Raw genomic sequence first — 18,779 nt, forward strand, 5'->3', positions numbered from 1 at the left:
CAACAAAGTGTCGCTCTGGTTCGAATCGACGCCTTCCGCACTGCGTAACGTGAGTCCCATCGGGTGTCGTGGAACCCGAACACGGGAGGAGCCGTCCCCGGCTCCTGCACAACAAGTACATGAACCGTTTGGCTGCAGGGGAGCATCAATGAACCGTCTCAACCTATTCGCTGGATGCTGTTTACTCGCCTTGTCCACTTCCGCCGCGCTCGCCGCCGATGACGCCAGTTGCCAGAAGATCCGTCTCGGCACCGTGGGCTGGACCGATGTGGTCGCCACCACCGCGGTCGCCTCCGAGCTGCTCGCCAGCCTCGGCTACCAGACCACCCAGACCCAGGCGTCGCAGCAGATCGTCTTCGCGGGCATCCAGAAGAAGCAGATCGATGCCTTCCTCGGCTACTGGCGGCCGCTGATGGACGACAACATCAGGCCTTTCGTCCAGAGCGGTTCGGTCAAGGTGGCTGCCACCCCCTCGCTGGCCGATGCCACGGCCATGCTCGCGGTTCCCAGCTACGCGGCGGAGCAGGGATTGCGCTCCTTCGAGGACATCGCCCGATTCAAGGACCAGCTGGACGGCAAGATCTACGGTATCGAGCCGGGAACGGCGGCCAATACCAATATCCAGAAGATGATCGACGAGAACCGCTTCGGCCTCGGCGACTTCAAGCTGGTGGAGTCCAGCGAGGCCGGCATGCTCTCCGCCGTCTCCCGCGCGGTGCGGAACCAGAAACCCATCATCTTCTGGGGCTGGAAACCCCATCCGATGAATATCCAGATGCCCATCACCTACCTGACCGGCAGCCAGGATCTGTTCGGCCCGGACGACGGTGCCGCCACCGTCACCAATGTCACCGCCACCGACTTCGCCCAGCGCTGCCCCAACGCCGACCGTCTGCTGGCCAACCTGCGCTTCACCAGTGAGCAGGAGGCCCAGCTGATGCAGCCGATCATGGAGCGCCAGCCTGCGGCCAAGGTCGCCCGCGAATGGCTCAAGGCCAACCCCGACGTGGTCAAGGGCTGGCTCGCCGGGGTGACCACCTTCGATGGCAGGAGCGGCATCGACAGCGCCCTCGCCTCGCTGAAGTGAATCATCGCAACCTCCCCTGCGCGGGTTCGCCCGCGCAGGGTTTCCGATCGCCTCGCCTTAGGATGAATCCACCGTGAACCATGAAGTCATAGTCACCTGTGCCGTCACCGGCGCCGGCGATACCGTCGGCAAGCACCCCGCCATTCCCGTCACCCCCAAGGAGATCGCCGCCGCCGCCATCGAAGCCGCCAAGGCGGGCGCCACCGTCGCCCACTGCCATGTGCGCGACCCCAGGACGGGCAAGCCCAGCCGCGACGTGGCGCTGTACCGCGAGCTGGTGGAGCGCATCCGCGAGAGCGACACCGACATCATCATCAACCTCACCGCCGGCATGGGCGGGGATCTGGAGATCGGCAAGGGCGAGCAGCCCCTGGAATTCGGCACCGGCACCGACCTGGTGGGGCCGCTGGAACGCCTGGCCCATGTGGAGGCGCTGTTGCCGGAAATCTGCACCCTGGACTGCGGCACCCTGAACTTCGGCGATGGCGACTTCATCTACGTCTCCACCCCGGCCCAGCTGCGGGCAGGCGCCAGGCGCATCACCGAGCTGGGCGTGAAGGCCGAACTGGAGATCTTCGACACCGGTCATCTCTGGTTCGCCAAGCAGATGCTCAAGGAAGGCCTGCTGGAGGACCCGCTGATCCAGATCTGCCTGGGGATTCCGTGGGGCGCTCCGGCGGATACCACCACCATGAAGGCCATGGCCGACAACCTGCCGCCCGGCGTCACCTGGGCGGGCTTCGGCATCGGCCGCATGCAGATGCCCATGGTGGCCCAGGCGATGCTGCTGGGTGGCAACGTGCGGGTCGGCCTGGAGGACAACATCTGGCTCGACCGGGGCGTGCATGCCAGCAACGGCCAATTGGTGGAACGCGCCATCGAGATCATCGAGCGCCTCGGCGGTCGCGCCCTCACCCCCGCCGAGGGCCGCGAGAAGATGAAGCTCAAGCGCCGTGGTTGAACCCGGCCATACGACCGTAGAGAGGTAGCCCGGATGAACTCCGGGAGCGAATTCGATGCCATTTCCCGGATTGCATCCGGGCTACAGAACCAGGAGTCCAGCATGTCCTTCGTCACCCGGATCAAGACCTTCGCCGCCCTCGGCAGCGGCGTCATCGGCAGCGGCTGGGTCGCCCGCGCCCTGGCCCACGGCCTCGACGTCATCGCCTGGGACCCGGCCCCCGGCGCCGAGGCGGCCTTGCGTGCGCGCATCGCCAATGCCTGGCCAGCCCTGGAGAAGCAGGGGCTCGCCCCCGGCGCCTCCCAGGATCGGCTGCGCTTCGTCGAGACCATCGAGGAATGCGTGCGCGACGCCGACTTCATCCAGGAAAGCGCGCCGGAGCGCCTCGACCTCAAGCTCGACCTGCACGCGAAGATCAGCGCGGCGGCGCGTCCCGACGTGATCATCGGCTCCAGCACCTCGGGGCTGCTGCCCAGCGAGTTCTACGCCGACGCGGTGCATCCGGAACGCTGCGTGGTGGGGCATCCCTTCAACCCGGTGTACCTGCTGCCGCTGGTGGAAGTGGTGGGTGGTGAAAAGACCGCGTCCGAGGCGGTGCAGGCGGCCATCGAGGTCTACACCGCGCTGGGCATGCGCCCGCTGCATGTGCGCAAGGAGGTGCCCGGTTTCATCGCCGACCGCCTGCTGGAAGCGCTCTGGCGGGAGGCGCTGCACCTGGTCAACGACGGCGTGGCCAGCACCGGCGAGATCGACGACGCCATCCGCTTCGGCGCGGGGTTGCGCTGGTCTTTCATGGGCAGCTTCCTCACCTACACCCTGGCGGGCGGCAATGCGGGGATGCGCCACTTCATGGCCCAGTTCGGCCCGGCGCTGAAACTGCCCTGGACCTACCTGCCGGCGCCTGAGCTGACCGAAAGCCTGATCGACCGGGTGGTGGAGGGCACCGCCGATCAGCAGGGCGAGCGCAGCATTGCCGAGCTGGAGCGCTACCGCGACGATTGCCTGCTGGCGGTGCTCGGGGCCATCAAGTCGACCAAGGCCCGCCACGGGTTCGCTTTCGCGGACTGATGCGGCGGGATCGACGATCGTCCTTATCACAGTTTTCCGAATGGAGCCTCGCATGAGCAGCGCCCTGACCACCTATCGCACCACCATTCCGGCCGAGTGGGTCGACTACAACGGCCACCTGCGCGATGCGTTCTACCTGCTGATCTTCAGCTACGGGACGGATGCACTGATGGAGGTGATCGGCCTCGACGAGGCGGGTCGCGCACAGACCGGCCACACCCTCTATACCCTGGAGTGCCACCTGAACTACCTGGCGGAGGTGAAGCTGGGGGCCGAGGTGGAAGTGCGCACCCAGTTGCTGGGGGCGGATGCCAAGCGCCTGCACATCCATCACAGCCTGCATTACCCCGGCCAGGCCGAAGCCCTGGCCGCCAGCGAGCAGATGCTGATGAACATCGACAGCGAAGCGGGGCGCTCGGCCCCCTTCGCCGAGGCGGTGGCCGAGCGCGTCCGTGGCGTCGTTTCCGAGCATGACGGGCTTCCGCGGCCGGTTCATGTCGGGCGGGTAATGGCGCTACCCCGGCGTTGAGGTGGCGCGCCATGTCCGCCCGCTATCCCTTGTCGCCGGCCATGGCCGAATTCGTCGTCCGTTGCCAGTCCTTCGCGGCTGCGGGGGCGGATATCGCTGCGCAGCGGGCGGCCTACGATGCGCTCTGCCACGCCTTCACGCCACCCCGGGCGCCCGGGGTCGAGTGGCGGGATCTCCGCCTGGGCTCGGTGCCGGTCCGCCTGTACAGGCCCAGGGGGACGGCGCCGGCGGCGGGCTGGCCGGTGGTGCTGTTCATTCACGGTGGCGGCTGGATGCTCGGTGGGCTCGAGTCCCATGCCTTTCTCTGCGACCACCTGGCCGCGCGGCTGCCCCTGGCCCTGGTGGCGGTGGATTACCGGCTGGCACCGGAGCATCCCTTCCCCGCGCCCCTGGAGGATTGTCTGGAGGCGTGGCGTGCGCTGGGCTCGAAGACGATGGAGCTGGCGCTGGACGGCGATCGCATGGCGGTGATGGGGGACAGCGCCGGTGGCAACCTGGCCGCCGCGCTCTGCCTGGCATTACGCGACTCGGGCGGTCCGCTGCCTTGCGCCCAGGCCCTGGTCTATCCCGCGCTCAGCGCCGAGCCGCTGTCCTCGCACCGGAACCTGGCGGATGCCCCCTTGCTCAGCGGGGAGGACCTGGCGGCCTGCATCGCCGCCTACCTTCCGACTCCGTCGACGCGTCGCTCCCCGCTGGCGTCCCCCCTGGCGGCTGCCGATCTCCGGGGGCTGCCGGATGCCTTCGTCGCGGTGGCCGAGTTCGATCCGCTGCGCGACGATGGCATCCACTACGCGCGACGGCTGCGGGCAGACGGCATACCCCTGGAGTTCCATGCCGGCGAGGGCCTGGTGCATGGCTGCTTGCGGGGGCTCGGGCAGGTCCCCGAGGTGGACCTGCTCGTCCTCCGTCTCCAGGCATGGTTCTCCCGAACCCTGCGCCTGCCGCGCGGGGTGGATCAGGTGGTGGGCAGCGCGTAGCGCCGGGCGAAGTCGATCAGGTCCACCTGGTTGCGGGTCTTCAGTTTGTCCATCAGGCGGGATTTGTAGGTGCTTACCGTCTTGTGGCTGATGAACAGCTGCTCGGCGATCTCCTTGTTGTTCTTGCCGCTGGCCAGGTTCTGCAGCACGGCCAGCTCCCGGTCCGACAGGCTGTCCAGCAACTGGTTGTCGTTTCGCTCGCCCGGCTGGTTACTGACTGGCAGGTACACGGTGCTGGGGAACAGGCTGTAGCCGGAGAGCACCGAGCGCACGGCGGAGATCAGGCTCACCGCAGGCTCCTGCTTGGACAGGTAGCCGGTGGCGCCCGCCTGCAGGCAGCGGTTGGCGTAGAGCGAAGCGGGCAGTGAGGTCAGCACCAGCAGCTTGAGGTTCGAGTCCATGGCGCTCAGTCGACCGAGGACTTCCAGTCCATCGAGTTTCGGGATGGCGATATCGAGGATGACCAGGTCGGGCCGCAGCGAGCGGGCCAGGCTCAGTCCCTCGACGCCGCTATCGGTCTCGCCGGCGACTTCGTAGTCTTCTCTTTCAAGCAATACGCGAGTCGCGAAACGGGTCATCGACTGGTTATCGATCAGCAATACCTTACTCATCCAGAGGTTCTCCTTGACGAGGGTTCCCAATGAGTACGGAGGGGCACGCAAGCCCTTTGAAATATTCCGTTGGGAGCTTCGGGTTGTCGGTCAGGGTTGTCCGTTTCCATCCGGCGGGTGCGCCCCTCTTTCGGAGGCTGCCGGATCGATTCGGTTGTCGTTGGGATGCTGCTCGGAATCGAAAAGTCTTCTATCGAGCGATTCCCACTGCGTCATGCTGGCGTCCTTCGAGTGTTGAAACCTGCGTTCTCATTCGTCCGAAAGTTTCGGGTCGAAGGGGCTGCGAGCAGCGCTGGCAGTATATTCGGGGCGTTTCTTCTGATTGGCCGTTTAGGACGTTTCCTACAGGATGTGTAGGTCCTGGATGGGAAAAACCCGAGACTCAACAAGGGCCTGCGCCTTCAACTAATGTTCTGAACACCCAGCATCCATCACAGGCGATCCTTTCGTTGCGAATCTCCCTTGCCCGTACCCTGCCCGGAGTCCTGCTCCTGGTTCTGTCCCTGTTCCCGTTGAGTCCGGTTCGCGCCGACAGGGTGTCGCCGGTATTGACCCTCGCCAGCCAGCAGGTGGCCGATCAGCAGGAACTGGAGATCAGCGAGTCCGACTGGCACTGGCTGCGCCTCAAGCGCGAGCTGGTGCTGGGTGTGCAGGCGGAAGGACGGGCGCCGCTGGAGATCATCGAGCGCGACGGTGGCTACCAGGGGATCGCCGCGGACACCATCGCCCTCGTGGGGCAGTTGCTCGGGATGCAGGTCCGTTTGCGCCCCTATGCCGACCCGTCCGCTCTGCGGCGGGCGCTCGACGCGGGCGAGATCGACCTGTTCGTCGGTGATGGCGAACGGGCGTGGGGGGAGGGCCTGGCGCGCAGCCGGCCTTTCGCCACGGATCGCCTGGCGCTGTTTCGCCGGGCTGGCGACCAGCGGTCGCTGCCGGCGAACCTCGACGGCCTGACCGTCTCCCTGGTGCCGGCCCACAGTGACGCATTGGCCCAGCGCTACCCGGGGGCGCGACTCCGGATGGCCGAGTCGGTGGACGCCGGCCTGGCCGCGGTGTCCTTCGGCCAGGCGGACCTGCTGTTGGGCGACCTGCTCCCGGTCTACTACCAGCTGAACCGGGGTTTCTACGGGCTGGCGCGCTTCGAGCGTTTCGTCGAGGGCCCCGATCCGGGCATCTCCTTCATCGTCCGCCAGGCCGACCGTCCCTTGCTCCATGGTCTGGATGCGGCGCTCCGCACCCTGGGCCGGACGCGCCTGGACGCTTTGTCCCGTCGCTGGGTGGGCAGCAGCGTGACCCCGCCGCCCGAGCCGCTGCAGCTGTCTCCGGAAGAGGCGCGCTGGGTCACGCGTCATCCGCTCGTGCGTCTGGTGATCGACGACGACATGGCGCCCATCGCCTTCTTCGATGACCAGGGGCAATTGCGCGGCATGGTGTCGGATCTGCTGGAACAGGTGTCCTTGCGTACCGGGCTGCGCTTCGAGGCCATTTCCCGTGCCGGCGGATTCGCCCGCCAGATCGACGCCCTGAACGCCGGCGATGCGGAACTGGCCATCCTTACACCGAGCAAGCCCCGGGAAGAGCAGTTGCGCTTCACCCGCCCCATTTCCAGCAGTCCCTTCGTGCTGGTGGGCCGTGCCGACGCCAATGGCCGGGCGGCGCCCCCGGAAGACGGCGCCACGGGGGTGCTGGCCCTTGGTCGGGGCCACGTCGCCCGGGACGAGATGAGCCTCGCCTACCCTGGCATGGCGCTGGAGGAGGCGGGCTCGTCCCTCGATGCCCTCAATCTGGTGGACGCCGGCAAGGCGGACTACGCCCTGGTTTCGATGTCGGTGGCGCAGTACTACAGCGTGCGCCTGTTCCGCCATCGCCTGGCGGTGGCGGCCCTGGCGCCGATAGAACCCGCCACCGCCAACTTTGCCGTGACCCGTGCGGACACCGAGCTGCACGGCATCCTCGACCGGACCCTGGCCAGCCTCGGCCCCGACGAGCTCAATGGCCTCTACGACCGCTGGCGCGGCACGCCGGCCATGAGCCCGCAGACCTGGCGGGACTACGGCACCCTGATCCAGCGCATCCTCCTGGTCGCCGCCCTGCTGCTGTTGCTGGCGCTGGCCTGGGTCCTGCGCCTGCGCCGGGAGGTGCGTCGCCGGCAGGCCGCCGAGCGGCAGTTGAATGACGAGCTGCGCTTCATCGAAACCCTGACCGACAGCATGCCGCCGCCGCTCTATGTGCGAGATGTCGAAGGCCGCCTGCTGTCCTGCAACCGCAGCTACCTGGAGAGCGTCGGCCAGCCCCTGGAGCGGGTTCGTGGCCGCACGGCCCCGGAGCTGCCGGCGGGAAGCTTCGAGGCGGCCCCCGAGTTCCATCGCCTCTACCTCCAGGCCATGGCCGAGGGGCGGATGATCCAGGGTGTCCACGTCATCCGCCTCGATGGACGGACCCTCTGGATCGATCACTGGATCCAGCCCTTCCAGGACTCCGAGGGCCAGGTGAAGGGGGTGATCTGCGGCTGGCTGGACATCACCGAGCACCGCCGCCTGGTGCAGGAGCTGGAGGAGGCGAAGAACCTGGCGGACGCCGCCAGCCGCGCCAAGACCACCTTCCTCGCCACCATGAGCCACGAAATCCGCACCCCCATGAACGCGGTGATCGGCATCCTCGAGCTGGCCCTCAAGCGCGCCGCCGACCAGCCCATCGACCGCGCCAGCATCGAGGTGGCCTACGGTTCCGCCCGCAGTCTGCTGGAGTTGATCGGCGACATCCTCGATATCGCCCGTATCGAATCCGGTCGCCTGAGCCTGGCGCCACGCCGCGCCAACCTGCGGGAGCTGGTGGAGTCGGTGGCGCGGGTGTTCGACGGGTTGGCGCGACAGAAACGCCTGAGCCTGGAGCTGGATATCGACTCCGGCATCCAGGGCGATGTCCTGGTGGACGGCCTGCGTTTCAAGCAGATCCTGTCCAACCTGGTGAGCAACGCCATCAAGTTCACCGATGCGGGCAGCGTTCGCCTGAGCATCGCGGGAGACGAGCCGGAGCCGGGGCTGCTCAGGGTCCTGCTCCGTGTGGAGGACACCGGCATCGGCATCTCGGCGGAGGACCAGCAGCGCCTGTTCCGACCCTTCGCCCAGGTTGAAAGGCGCTTCCAGCAAGGCGAGGGCGCGGGTCTTGGCCTGGTCATCAGCCGCTCGCTGTGCGAAATGATGGGCGGCCGGCTGAGCCTGTCCAGCACGCCCGGCCAGGGCACGCGGGTGCTGGTGGAACTGCGCCTGCATCGGCTCGACCCGGTGCCCGAGGCGGTCGGCACCGCTCCGCCACCAACTGGCGAGCGGCGGCGCCTGCGGGTGCTGGTGGTGGATGATCACCCGCTCAACCGGCAGATCCTCGGCCAGCAACTGGGCTTCCTGGGGCACGAGGTGGTTGAGGCGGAGCAGGGCGCCGATGCCCTGTCCATCTGGCGGGAGGACCCGTTCGACGCGGTGATCACCGACTGCCACATGCCCGGGATGAGCGGTGCCGACCTGGCCCGTGCGATCCGCGAGGTGGAGCGGACGGCCGGGCGCGAACCGAGCCTGATCCTCGGGCTCACCGCCGACGCCCAGCAGGAGGAAATGGATCGGGGCATCCTGGCCGGCATGGACGACTGCCTGGTCAAGCCCATCGGCCTCGATGTACTGGAGGACCGGCTGCGCGGGTCGGGCGGCGGCGCGCCGCTCGCCGAGGTGGCGGACGCGCCTCCCCCCGGAGCGGAGGGCGCCCTGACGTTGTTCGACCTGACGCCCCTGGCACCCCTGACCGGTGGCGACCCCGGACTGATCCGCAACCTGCTGGCCGAACTGCTGGAAACCAACAGGCGGGATCTCGAGCCCCTGGAGGCCCTGGTCGATCAGGGGGACGCGGCCGCCCTGTCGGAATTGGCCCATCGCCTCAAGGGGGCGGGCCGGGTGATCAGGGCGGCACCGCTGATCGAGGCCTGCATGCGCCTGGAGAGGGCCTGCAAGGTGCCGGAGCCGCTGTTGTCCGAAATGCGGGGTGCCGCAGAGGGTTTACGCCAGGCGATGCTGGAACTGGATGCCGCCCTGACGGCGCGTCTGGAGGGCGCTGGTCACTGAGACGGGCGCTCGGTCGCCAGCAGGTTGCGGAAGCCCTCCCGATCGAGCGGGCGGGCGAAGAGAAAGCCCTGGGCCAGATCGCAGCCCATGGCCAGCAGGCGCTCACGTTGCTCGGTGGTTTCCACGCCTTCCACCACCAGGCTGAGGTCCATCGCTTCGGCCAGGGCCACCGCACCGCTGATGATGGCGCCGGTGCGGGGCTGGGTCGTCAGCTTGCGAACGAAGGCGCTGTCCAGCTTTACCTGGCTGAAGGGCAGTTCGCAGAGGCGATCGAGGGATGAGTAGCCGGCGCCGAAGTCGTCCATGGCCAGGCCGCACCCCATCAGCCGCAGGCGCACCAGGCTCTCGAGGCTGGCCGCTGGCGCCTCCAGGAGTCCCGTCTCGGTGAGCTCGAAGGTCAGCCCTTCCCCCGGCAGGCCGGTCTGTTCCAGGGCCTGCCCGACCCGGGTGGCGATTTCCCGGTCCTCCAGTTGCCGGGGTGCCAGGTTGAAGGCGAGGTTGACCCGCCTCCCCCTGCCCGACAGCTCGCGCTGCAGATCCAGCCCCTGCCTGAAGATTTGCCAGAACAACCGGTCGATCAGCCCACTGGACTCCATGAGCGGCAGGAACTGGCCGGGGAGCAGGACGCCCCGTTCGGGGTGGCGCCAGCGGGCAAGGACTTCCGCGCCCGCCAGCGCGCCGCTGCGCAGATGGACCTTGGGCTGGAACCAGGCCTCGAACTCGTCCTGCTCCAGCCCCCGCAGGATGTCCTCCAGCGTCGGCGGCTGCCGCGGCGTGGACGGGGCGTCCGGTTGCCGGTGTGCATGGCGTTCGATCATCCGCCGGGCGCGCTGCATGTCGAAGGGCTTGCCCAGGTCGCCGAGGAACTCCAGCCCCAGGCAGCCCACCAGGGCCCGGGTCGCCTGGCGCAGTTCCGGATCGACACCACTGCTGAGGATCACCGAGCGAGCCAGGCCGCCCTGGCTGGCGTGGTGCAGGAAGGCCAGGCCGTCCATGCCCGCCATCCGCAGGTCGCAGAGCACGATGTCGACCCCGCCGCAGGTCGCCAGCACATCCAGGGCCTCGGCGCCCTCGGCGGCTTCATGGATCTGTCCCAGCCCCAGCTCGCGCAGGGCGGTGACGGCGACCAGGCGCTGGAAGGGTTCGTCTTCCAGAACCAGAATGCTTAAATTCTTCATGGGGGCTCGGGGTGGATATGCAGTGCCGGCCACGTTACGCCGGGGTACTGGCCTCAGCTAGGCGACCCTTCCTTAAGGTTTGTAGGAAATTTCATCGGCGGATGTTCTCCGTCACATTCGCGCACCCCACACTGGACGTGCGGGTTCAGCGAGGGAAGAGGTCCCAATGAGAAGTGCCCTGATAGTCGACGATCATCCGGTCATCCGCATGGCCGTCCGCATGCTGCTGGAGCGCAATGGCATCCAGGTGCTGGGGGAGGCCGACAATGGCGTCGACGCCCTGCAGCTGGTCCGCCAGCACGAGCCGGATATCGTCATCCTCGACATCGGCATCCCTCGCCTGGATGGCCTCAACGTGATTTCCCGCATCCGCGCCCTGGACCTGGAAAGCCATGTGCTGGTGCTGACCTCGCAGCCTGCGGAAGGCTACTGCCAACGCTGCATGCAGGCGGGCGCCCGGGGATTCGTCAGCAAGGAAGAAGACCTGCAGAACCTGGTCACCGCCATCAACGCCATCTCCGCCGGCTTCACCTTCTTCCCCGCCGAAGCCCTGGCCGGCGGCCAGGTGCCGGGCCAGGGCGAATCGGAACTGGTGGGGCGCCTGTCCAACCAGGAACTCATGGTGCTGCAGCACCTCGCCTCGGGGCTGAGCAACAAGGAGATCGCCGACCGCATGCTGCTCAGCAACAAGACCATCAGCACCTACAAGACCCGCATCCAGCAGAAGCTCAACCTCGGCTCCCTGCTGGACCTCATCGAGTTCGCCCGGCGCAACGATCTCTGTCCCCGGCAACGAGGCTGAAGAGCCTCCGCCGCCCTGGGCTGCCCTTCCTCTTGTCTCCGCATAACACGAATGGTGTTTTTTAAGCGGCGACAGCAGCTTCAAGTCTAAGAGAAAGTTCCTACGCCGCTTGTCCAGAGCGGCCTCCAGCCTTGCCTTGAACGCGTCGATATCATGGCGCCGCCATCACGGAACGGGTCTTCGGCCCGCCCCGACTGGTATTGGAATTCACTCGACTCTGGTTCCGACTTTCCCAAGTCATCCATTTCAGTGGCGTGGCGAACCAGGCGCCCTCAAGGAGAGAAGAATGAAGAAGATCGTTTCCGCCTGCACTGCCCTTCTGGGACTTGGCTTCGGCGGGGCGGCCGTCGCGGCGGATGGCCTCATTACCTTCAACGGTTACGTCAGCGACAAGACCTGCACCATCGGGCAGGGCTCGGGGGACAAGGTGGTCGACCTGGACCCCATCTCCCTCAGTGCACTCAAGGACGGCGGGACTGCCGGCCATACCCGATTCACCCTCGAATTCACCGGCTGCAGCGCCACCCAGGTGAAGGCGCAGTTCGAGCGCAACAGCCCGCAGATCGATCCCGCCACCGGTGACCTGAAGAACGTGGGGAGTTCCAACGTGCAGGTGCGGATCTTCAACGCCGACATGGAGCGAATCGACCTGCGCACCAACAGCAACAACGACGAATGGGTGAGCACCACCGGTACCGGCGGGAAGTCCACCGCGACCCTGTCCTACTACGCCGCCTACCAGGCCCCGGCAACGGGCGCCACCCAGGGCAACGTCAACACCTACGTCGAATACAGCATGAACTACCAGTGATTGCGGCCCCGCCCGGGCCAATCCGGGCGGGGATTCTCCCCCAGGAATTTCCCGATGTTCTCGAACCCTTCGATCAGTCGGCTTCTCGCCGTCCTGTTGATCGCCTTTGGCCTGCCCCAGGCAGAAGCCAGCATCGTGGTGAACGGGACCCGTTTCGTCTACGCGGCCAAGCAGCCGGAAATCAGCGTTCGCGCCAGCAACGAAGGTACCCAGCCATCACTGGTGCAGGCCTGGGTGGACCGGGGCGACCCGGCTACCCGACCGGAGCAGGCCGACGCGCCCTTCCTGCTGATGCCCCCGATCTTCCGCCTGGACCCGGGCAAGGGGCAGAGCCTGCGCCTGACCTTCACCGGAGAGGCCCTGCCGGCGGACCGGGAGTCCGTGTTCTGGCTCAACGTGCTGGATGTGCCGCCGCAGCCCCAGGGAGAGGGTGGCAACTTCATGCAGTTCGCCATTCGCACCCGCGTGAAGCTGTTCTATCGCCCCGTCGGACTGCCGGGCAGCGCTGCGGACGCCATCGAGCAGGTGAGCTGGCGCTTGTCGGAGGGGGACTCGGGGCGCGTGCTTCGGGCCACGAACGCCAGTGCCTTCCATGTGTCCTTCAGCGATGTGGCGCTTGAGTCCGGCGGCCAGCGGTACGAGGCAGGCGATGGAATGCTCCCGCCATTCGGGACGCTCGATCTTCCCTTGCCGACCCAGGTGGGAACGAATGCGTCCGGGAAGGTGGTGACGCACTGGATCAACGACTACGGGGCGCCCATTCGCAGCGAGGCCAAGCTGGCGCCTTGAGCGGCCGGCACGGAACGCACCGGCGCTCGCGCCCCGTCACTCAGGTATGAAAAAGATGCTGCAGACTGACAGGGTTCCGGAGCGCACCGTGTGCGTGTCCGATCCACCCCATGGCAGGAGGTTCAAGCTGCTGGCTTCGGCCATCGCCGCCGTGGTGGCTGCCGGCGATTGGCGTGTGGTGGACGCTGATGAGGCGATCAACCCCGCCCGCTACGCCGTCTTCAACCCCGGATTCTTCGGTGGGAGCGACGACGAATCCGTCGACCTCTCACGATTCTCCAGGCCCGATGCGCTGCCTCCCGGCACCTATCGACTGGACCTGTACGTCAACGAGCGCTGGATGGGGCGGCATGAGTTGCGGGTGGAGGAGGACGGGGAAGGGGAGGCCGCAGCCCAGCGATACTGCTTCCGACCGGAACAGGTGGGTGCCCTGGGCATCGAGCTGTCCCAGCTGCCCGATCCCCAGGGCGCTCGGCGGATGATCGCGGAGCAGGCGTGCATCGAGCTCGATCGCCTGGTGCCGGAGGCCCAGGTGGCCATCGACCTTTCCGAGTTGAGCGCCAGGCTGAGCATTCCCCAGGCTTACCTGCGGCGGCAGGCCCGTGGCCAGGTCGACCCCAGGGACTGGGACGCCGGCGTCACCGCCGCCTTCATCGGCTACAACGCCAGCGGCTATCGCAATGAGAACAGTGGCGTGGACTCCACCCAGCTCAACCTCGGGTTGAACAATGGCATCAACCTGGGGAACTGGCGGCTGCGCTCCAATGGCAACTACAACCGCTCCAGCCAGGACGGGGGACCCACGCGCAGCCACTACAGCAACGCCAGCACTTATGCCCAGCGTGACCTCACCGCGCTGCGCTCGCAGCTGACCCTCGGCGATTACTACACGCCGGGCGATCTGTTCGACAGCGTGCCCTTCAGAGGGGTGCAGGTCGGCTCCGACGATCGCATGCTGCCCGACTCCCAGCGAGGTTTCGCGCCGGTGATCCGGGGCGTGGCGGAAACCAACGCCAGGGTCACCGTGCGCCAGGGGCAGTCCGTGCTCTACGAGACCTCGGTCGCGCCGGGCCCCTTCCTGATCGATGACCTCTATGACTCGGGCTACTCGGGCGATCTCGAGGTCACGGTGAGCGAAGCCGACGGCCGCCAGCGATCCTTCATCGTCCCCTACGCCTCGGTGGCGCACCTGCTGCGCCCGGGGAACTCGCGATTCAACCTCACCGCCGGCGAGTACCGCGCCCGTGGCCTGGCGTCCGCTCCCCGGTTCGCGATGGGCACCTACCAACGGGGGATTTCCAACCAGGTCAGTGGTTACCTGGGCAGCATCATCGCCGAGAAGTACATCGCCGCCCAGGTGGGGGTTGCCCTCAGTACCGACCTGGGCGCGCTGGCCTTCGATGCCACCCAGTCGCGGGTGTCCGAACTGCCCGAGTCGCAGGGCGCCCGGGTGCCAAAACGTGGCCAAAGCTACAGGGTCACCTACAGCAAGCTGGTGGATGCCACCCGGACCAGCCTGTCCGTTGCGGCCTATCGGTATTCCAGCGAGGGCTACCTGGAGTTCGGTGACTACGCCCAGTTCATCGGCGACCCCGGCAGTACGCTCTACCGCCAGCGCAGCCGCCTGCAAGCCAACCTGAGCCAGCCCCTGGGGGAGCGTTACGGCAACCTCTACCTGAGCGGATCGGCGCAGAACTACTGGAACACCGGCCAGAGCAGCGACCTGACCTACCAGGCCGGCTACTCCAACGGTTTCAACTGGGGGAGCATCGGCGTATCGGCAGCGCGCACCCGAATGGGCGCGGGCTACGAGAACCAGTACCTGTTGAGCTTCAGCGTGCCCCTCGGACGTGGCGTGCGCGCGCCGTACCTGTCCACCTCGGTCAACCATTCCAGTGGCCGCAGCAACGGCCAGGCCAGCCTCAGCGGTTCCCTGGGCGAGCGCGCGCAGGCGAGCTACAGCCTCTATGGCTCCGTGAACCGCGACCGGGGCGAGCGTTCCAGCAGCGGTGGCGCCAGCGCCCATTACCGTGCGGCAGCCGCGGAGCTCAGCGCCGGCTACAGCCAGGGCACCGGCTACCGACAGCAAAACCTCGGCATCAGCGGCAGCCTGGTGGCGCACCCAGGTGGGATCAACCTCAGCCAGAGTCAGGGCGACACCCTGGCGATCGTGGAGGCCAAGGGGGCCGAGGGTGCCTACGTCAGCAGCGATACAGGCGCCCGAGTCGGACCCAACGGCTATGCGGTGGTCGGCAACCTGACTCCCTACCGGCGCAACCATGTGGTACTCGATCCCGTCGGTACCCTGCGCAACGTCGAGTTGCAGATCACCGAGCAGTCCGTCGCGCCCCGCCATGGTGCGGTGGTGATGCTGAGCTATCCCACCATCGTCGGCGCGCCGGTGCTGCTGCATATCCTCCGCGAGGATGGCCAGAACCCGCCATTGGGCTCCGAGGTCCTCGACGGCGAGGGCCGCAGCCTGGCCCTGGTAGGTCAGGCCGGGCGTGCCTTCCTTCGGGGTATTGAGCCCAAGGGGGTGTTGCGGGTGCGCTGGGGCGAGGGGGCGGACAAGACTTGCCGCCTCGAATACCAGTTGCCCGAGGTGGATCCGAGCGATTCAGGTATCCAGCAGGTCGAGGTGCGCTGCGTCAGCTTGAACGGACGAAGCGAGATCGCCCTGGTCGAGTGAGTCTTGCAGCAGGCCTGGCTTGCGGCTGACCTCGCTCGCCAGGGCTGCCGGGCTCTTACCTTCGCTCGATCGGTCCTGATCGACGGGGATCGCGCTGTTTCTAGTGCGATCCCCGGGTGTCCTTTGGCGGTGTACCCGGGCCTCGTCCAATCCTGCCTTCTGCGTTCCATGGGTTCAGTTGTAGGTGACGGTGATGATGCCGGCCTCGCCCCGTCGGCTGCTCACGGCTGTGAGACTGACCGAGGAGGTCTGGGTGATGCCGGCGCAATCATCGCGCCCGGGCGCTGCCGCCTGTCCGGCGGGGCTGATGCCATTGAGGCGCCCGATATGGGCCTGCCAGGTTTGTCTGGGCGTGGCGCAGAGCCCGCTGACGATCATTCCGGTGAAGCTGACTCGACCCTGGAAGGGATTGCGGACCTCCGCCTGGGCCAGGCCCGTGGCGCAGACGAGGACGAGAAGCGAGATTTGCAGTGGACGTTTCATACTCAGGTCTCCTTTCAGGCTTGAACTGAGTAAAAATCAGATGGCTCCTACAATCCAGGTTTTTGCCGTCCGGTTTTTTTGTAGGACGCCTCTAGTGGCACTGCGCCAGTTCTCAATATTGCGTCCCAGATTTCACAGGGCGTGACACCCGTCTGGTTTAAGGGCTCATCGGAAATTTCCTGGCTGGTAACTCCCCTGAGAACGCCTGGACAATCGCGGGATTTACCGTCCTCAGCCGGTTGGATTTCGTTGCGTTCCAACCGGGCATTCCCAGCCCCCCAGCCTGCCCCGATCCTCCGATTCGTTCGAACTCGGAAGCCTCCGCCCTCGGCGTCTGGCCAGCGTCGCCGGGAAAACGCGAAGAACAAAAAAAGGCTCATCGCGGATTATCGGGGAAATCCTGTTCACACTGGATTGGCGATTTTGCGTGGCGCCCTGACCCACTCCCAGTCTGCGGATACCGCCCTCTCCCCCGCCCCTCTCCCAGAAGAGGAGAGGGGTGACTCGCGCCGGCAGGGGACAAGTCATCCTGCTGCCCAAACCGATCTGAAACCAGGCGAAGACGATGACGCCGCGCGAAGTGCCCCGTCAGGAGGCCGAGCGGAGTCGTCGTGCAGGAGGACGAGCGGCATGGATGCCGCGAGAGGCGTGTGGGGCCATGGATGGCCCCTCGCGCCGTGCCCCCGGAGCGACGATGCAGCGAGGGAAGTTTGGCGCAGCCAAACCTGGATGCAGGGGCAAGCCCTTTGGTTCCTTTCGGCGATTGAGAATCGGCATAGGGGGCGGCCATCGGGCCGCGCCCCTGCCACACCACCCGGCATGCGGGTCCGCACCGGGCGGTTCGAGAAGTTGAGGTCAGCAGAGTCGAGGTAGACCCAACCGGTCGAACCACGCCACCGTGAGCACTCCATGGATCAGACCGACACTGTTGTGCCAGAACCTGTGGCTGTTGCCGGCTATCGCCGCTGCCAGATCAGGCCATGCTCCAAGTTTGCGCAGTTCACGGTACGTTCTCCGTCCGGTTTTCCATTGTTTGAGCTGGATGGCCCTGAGTCGTCGGCGTATCCACTCATCAAAACCCCGCCAACGACGAGGGGTTTGCGATAGACCGAAGTACGCTTTCCAACCCAGTAGGTAAGGCCTCAGGCTTTCCACCACTTGCGACACACTTCGGCCTCCGTTTCGAGACGTCAGCTGTCGGATGCGGCTTTTGAACCGCTGCAGTGCTTGGCTGGCCACCCCGCGTTTGATCTCGCCTTGAGCCGACAGCCAAAAGCTGTAGCCCAGGAACTTGCGGCCAAACGCACTGGCAATCGCGCTCTTGCGTTCGTTCACTTGCAGCCTGAGTCGATCATAAAGGCGACGGAGCACTGCCATTACCCGCTGACCGGCCTTGAGGCTGCGTACGTAAACATTCGCGTCGTCCGCGTACCTGACGAAGCAATGGCCTCGTCGCTCCAACTCTTTGTCCACCTCATCCAGCAATACATTGGCCAGCAGTGGTGAAAGGGGGCCGCCTTGCGGTGTCCCTCGTTCACTGGCCACCACCACGCCGTCGATCAACGTCCCGCTGTTCAGGTAGGCCCGGACCAGACGCAGAACGCCTCGGTCGGTCACCTTTCTGCTCAGTCGAGCGATCAACAGGTCATGGTCGACGCGATCGAAAAACTGCTCCAGATCGACGTCCACCAGGATGTTCCGCCCCGAGTGAATGTATCGCTGCGCTGCCAGTACCGCTTGGTGAGCGCTGCGACCGGGACGAAAGCCGTAGCTATGATCACTGAACCCTGGGTCCAGCAACGGCTGCAGAATCTGTAGCAGCGCCTGCTGGATCAGCCTGTCCGTCACCGTCGGGATGCCCAGCTTGCGCTCGCCACCCTCCGGCTTGGGGATCAGGACTCTACGCACCGGACTTGGCCGATACGTCCCGGCCAGCAACTGTGCCCGTATCGCGGGCCAGGCCGTTTTCAGATGCTCGACCGTCTCATCGATCCCAAGACCGTCGACGCCCGCAACACCTTTATTAGCCCGAACGCGCTTGAGCGCCAGTTGCAGGTTCTCTCTTGTCAGGACTTCTTGCAGAAGCCCTGACCCCGTGTGGTTCTGGTCATGGCGCGGACAGCCGGCTTCATCGCTGGACGCCCCGCGTCGGGCTTCACCCGTTGCAGCTCCGTCCCGCCCCGGTTTCCCGGGCATCTGATGCAAGGCCTGCTGTATCGCCATGGTGAACCTCACTCCTTCTCGTTCGGCCCTTCGCTGCAGCGCAACTACTACGGCCTCTGCTGACTTCTCGCTCCAACTTACGTCGTTGCCCTTTCAGGCATAAGGCGAGATCTCCCCAGGTAAGAACGCCATCCTTCACCGCACAACCGCTGCATTTACGTCACCGGGCTTTGGCCACAAGAGCTTCGCAGTACCTTGGCTGCTCGCCCTGTCCGGTAACGCCTCAGATGCAGTTCGTGTACCTCGGCTCGCGGTTTACGCTCCACGCTTCCTCCCCACACTCAGTCGCCTTCATGCAGTTGCGCTTCACTTCATTCGCTGTGGCCAGCTCAAGAGAGGACTTTCACCTCTAGGATGGCGCCCATGCTGGGCGCACAAGGGACTCGCCCGGGAGGGCGAAACAGCAACTCGCAGCCTGCGCGGAAATGAGCCGATCCCCCACAAAACCTGACGCCGGTTCGA

14 protein-coding genes are annotated in these 18,779 nt (G+C 66.2%); 10 read left to right on the forward strand and 4 right to left on the reverse strand.

The window, feature by feature from the left end:
* Positions 1 to 148: 148 nt before the first annotated feature.
* The 5 genes from choX (at position 149) to KF707C_RS01895 (ending at position 4,622) form a co-directional block, all read left to right on the forward strand.
* Positions 149 to 1,087, forward strand: coding sequence for a choline ABC transporter substrate-binding protein (choX, locus tag KF707C_RS01875; RefSeq protein WP_003455391.1), 939 nt, complete (start codon positions 149 to 151; stop codon positions 1,085 to 1,087).
* 73 nt (positions 1,088 to 1,160) lie between these two features.
* Positions 1,161 to 2,048: a BKACE family enzyme gene (locus tag KF707C_RS01880; protein WP_003455389.1), complete on the forward strand. Its 888-nt coding sequence runs from the start codon at positions 1,161 to 1,163 to the stop codon at positions 2,046 to 2,048.
* A gap of 102 nt (positions 2,049 to 2,150) precedes the next feature.
* Complete coding sequence (locus KF707C_RS01885; RefSeq protein ID WP_003455386.1) at positions 2,151 to 3,116, forward strand: L-carnitine dehydrogenase; 966 nt, start codon at positions 2,151 to 2,153, stop codon at positions 3,114 to 3,116.
* 52 nt (positions 3,117 to 3,168) lie between these two features.
* Positions 3,169 to 3,645, forward strand: coding sequence for a thioesterase family protein (locus tag KF707C_RS01890; RefSeq protein WP_003455385.1), 477 nt, complete (start codon positions 3,169 to 3,171; stop codon positions 3,643 to 3,645).
* Positions 3,646 to 3,656: 11 nt separating this feature from the next.
* Entirely contained in the window at positions 3,657 to 4,622 is a 966-nt protein-coding gene (locus KF707C_RS01895) for an alpha/beta hydrolase (RefSeq protein ID WP_003455384.1), read from the forward strand.
* On the opposite strand, the gene KF707C_RS01900 is transcribed toward KF707C_RS01895, so the two are convergent.
* On the reverse strand, positions 4,601 to 5,233 hold the full coding sequence (locus tag KF707C_RS01900) for a response regulator transcription factor (protein WP_003455383.1): 633 nt from the start codon (positions 5,231 to 5,233) through the stop codon (positions 4,601 to 4,603). The genes KF707C_RS01895 and KF707C_RS01900 overlap by 22 nt on opposite strands.
* Positions 5,234 to 5,682: 449 nt before the next feature.
* Here KF707C_RS01900 and KF707C_RS01905 point away from each other — a divergent pair, with 449 nt between their 5' ends.
* Complete coding sequence (locus tag KF707C_RS01905; protein ID WP_003455382.1) at positions 5,683 to 9,342, forward strand: ATP-binding protein; 3,660 nt, start codon at positions 5,683 to 5,685, stop codon at positions 9,340 to 9,342.
* Here KF707C_RS01905 and KF707C_RS01910 read toward each other — a convergent pair.
* Positions 9,336 to 10,520: an EAL domain-containing response regulator gene (locus KF707C_RS01910; RefSeq protein WP_003455381.1), complete on the reverse strand. Its 1,185-nt coding sequence runs from the start codon at positions 10,518 to 10,520 to the stop codon at positions 9,336 to 9,338. The genes KF707C_RS01905 and KF707C_RS01910 overlap by 7 nt on opposite strands.
* Before the next feature lie 166 nt (positions 10,521 to 10,686).
* Here KF707C_RS01910 and KF707C_RS01915 point away from each other — a divergent pair, with 166 nt between their 5' ends.
* The 4 genes from KF707C_RS01915 to KF707C_RS01930 all read left to right on the forward strand — a co-directional run bounded on the left by KF707C_RS01915 (position 10,687) and on the right by KF707C_RS01930 (position 15,611).
* On the forward strand, positions 10,687 to 11,322 hold the full coding sequence (locus tag KF707C_RS01915; protein ID WP_003455380.1) for a response regulator transcription factor: 636 nt from the start codon (positions 10,687 to 10,689) through the stop codon (positions 11,320 to 11,322).
* A 286-nt stretch (positions 11,323 to 11,608) separates the two neighbouring features.
* Positions 11,609 to 12,133, forward strand: a complete 525-nt coding sequence (locus tag KF707C_RS01920) for a fimbrial protein (RefSeq protein ID WP_003455379.1) — start codon at positions 11,609 to 11,611, stop codon at positions 12,131 to 12,133.
* Between the two features lie 54 nt (positions 12,134 to 12,187).
* Positions 12,188 to 12,922 (forward strand): fimbrial biogenesis chaperone, encoded by a 735-nt coding sequence (locus KF707C_RS01925; RefSeq protein WP_003455365.1) that lies wholly within the window; start codon positions 12,188 to 12,190, stop codon positions 12,920 to 12,922.
* A gap of 55 nt (positions 12,923 to 12,977) precedes the next feature.
* Positions 12,978 to 15,611 carry a fimbria/pilus outer membrane usher protein gene (locus tag KF707C_RS01930; protein WP_003455363.1) on the forward strand — a complete coding sequence of 878 codons (2,634 nt, stop codon included), beginning with the start codon at positions 12,978 to 12,980 and terminating at the stop codon, positions 15,609 to 15,611.
* Positions 15,612 to 15,785: 174 nt separating this feature from the next.
* Here KF707C_RS01930 and KF707C_RS01935 read toward each other — a convergent pair whose 3' ends face one another.
* A complete protein-coding gene (locus KF707C_RS01935) occupies positions 15,786 to 16,094 on the reverse strand; it encodes a hypothetical protein (protein ID WP_003455361.1) in 309 nt (102 codons plus the stop codon).
* 855 nt (positions 16,095 to 16,949) lie between these two features.
* The gene (ltrA, locus tag KF707C_RS01940) at positions 16,950 to 18,317 is read right to left on the reverse strand and encodes a group II intron reverse transcriptase/maturase (RefSeq protein WP_003453656.1); all 1,368 of its coding nucleotides are present in this window, start codon (positions 18,315 to 18,317) and stop codon (positions 16,950 to 16,952) included.
* Positions 18,318 to 18,779 lie beyond the last annotated feature (462 nt).

Source organism: Pseudomonas furukawaii (assembly GCF_002355475.1).
Lineage (GTDB): Bacteria > Pseudomonadota > Gammaproteobacteria > Pseudomonadales > Pseudomonadaceae > Metapseudomonas > Metapseudomonas furukawaii.

Bases quoted from the DNA above. Each gene is read 5' to 3' on its own strand.
- KF707C_RS01915 (WP_003455380.1), top strand. From the start codon at position 10,687: ATGAGAAGTGCCCTGATAGTCGACGATCATCCGGTCATCCGCATGGCC.
- ltrA (WP_003453656.1), bottom strand. From the start codon at position 18,317: ATGGCGATACAGCAGGCCTTGCATCAGATGCCCGGGAAACCGGGGCGG.
- KF707C_RS01895 (WP_003455384.1), top strand. From the start codon at position 3,657: ATGTCCGCCCGCTATCCCTTGTCGCCGGCCATGGCCGAATTCGTCGTC.
- KF707C_RS01900 (WP_003455383.1), bottom strand. From the start codon at position 5,233: ATGAGTAAGGTATTGCTGATCGATAACCAGTCGATGACCCGTTTCGCG.
- KF707C_RS01890 (WP_003455385.1), top strand. From the start codon at position 3,169: ATGAGCAGCGCCCTGACCACCTATCGCACCACCATTCCGGCCGAGTGG.
- choX (WP_003455391.1), top strand. From the start codon at position 149: ATGAACCGTCTCAACCTATTCGCTGGATGCTGTTTACTCGCCTTGTCC.
- KF707C_RS01930 (WP_003455363.1), top strand. From the start codon at position 12,978: ATGCTGCAGACTGACAGGGTTCCGGAGCGCACCGTGTGCGTGTCCGAT.
- KF707C_RS01920 (WP_003455379.1), top strand. From the start codon at position 11,609: ATGAAGAAGATCGTTTCCGCCTGCACTGCCCTTCTGGGACTTGGCTTC.
- KF707C_RS01925 (WP_003455365.1), top strand. From the start codon at position 12,188: ATGTTCTCGAACCCTTCGATCAGTCGGCTTCTCGCCGTCCTGTTGATC.
- KF707C_RS01910 (WP_003455381.1), bottom strand. From the start codon at position 10,520: ATGAAGAATTTAAGCATTCTGGTTCTGGAAGACGAACCCTTCCAGCGC.
- KF707C_RS01935 (WP_003455361.1), bottom strand. From the start codon at position 16,094: ATGAAACGTCCACTGCAAATCTCGCTTCTCGTCCTCGTCTGCGCCACG.
- KF707C_RS01885 (WP_003455386.1), top strand. From the start codon at position 2,151: ATGTCCTTCGTCACCCGGATCAAGACCTTCGCCGCCCTCGGCAGCGGC.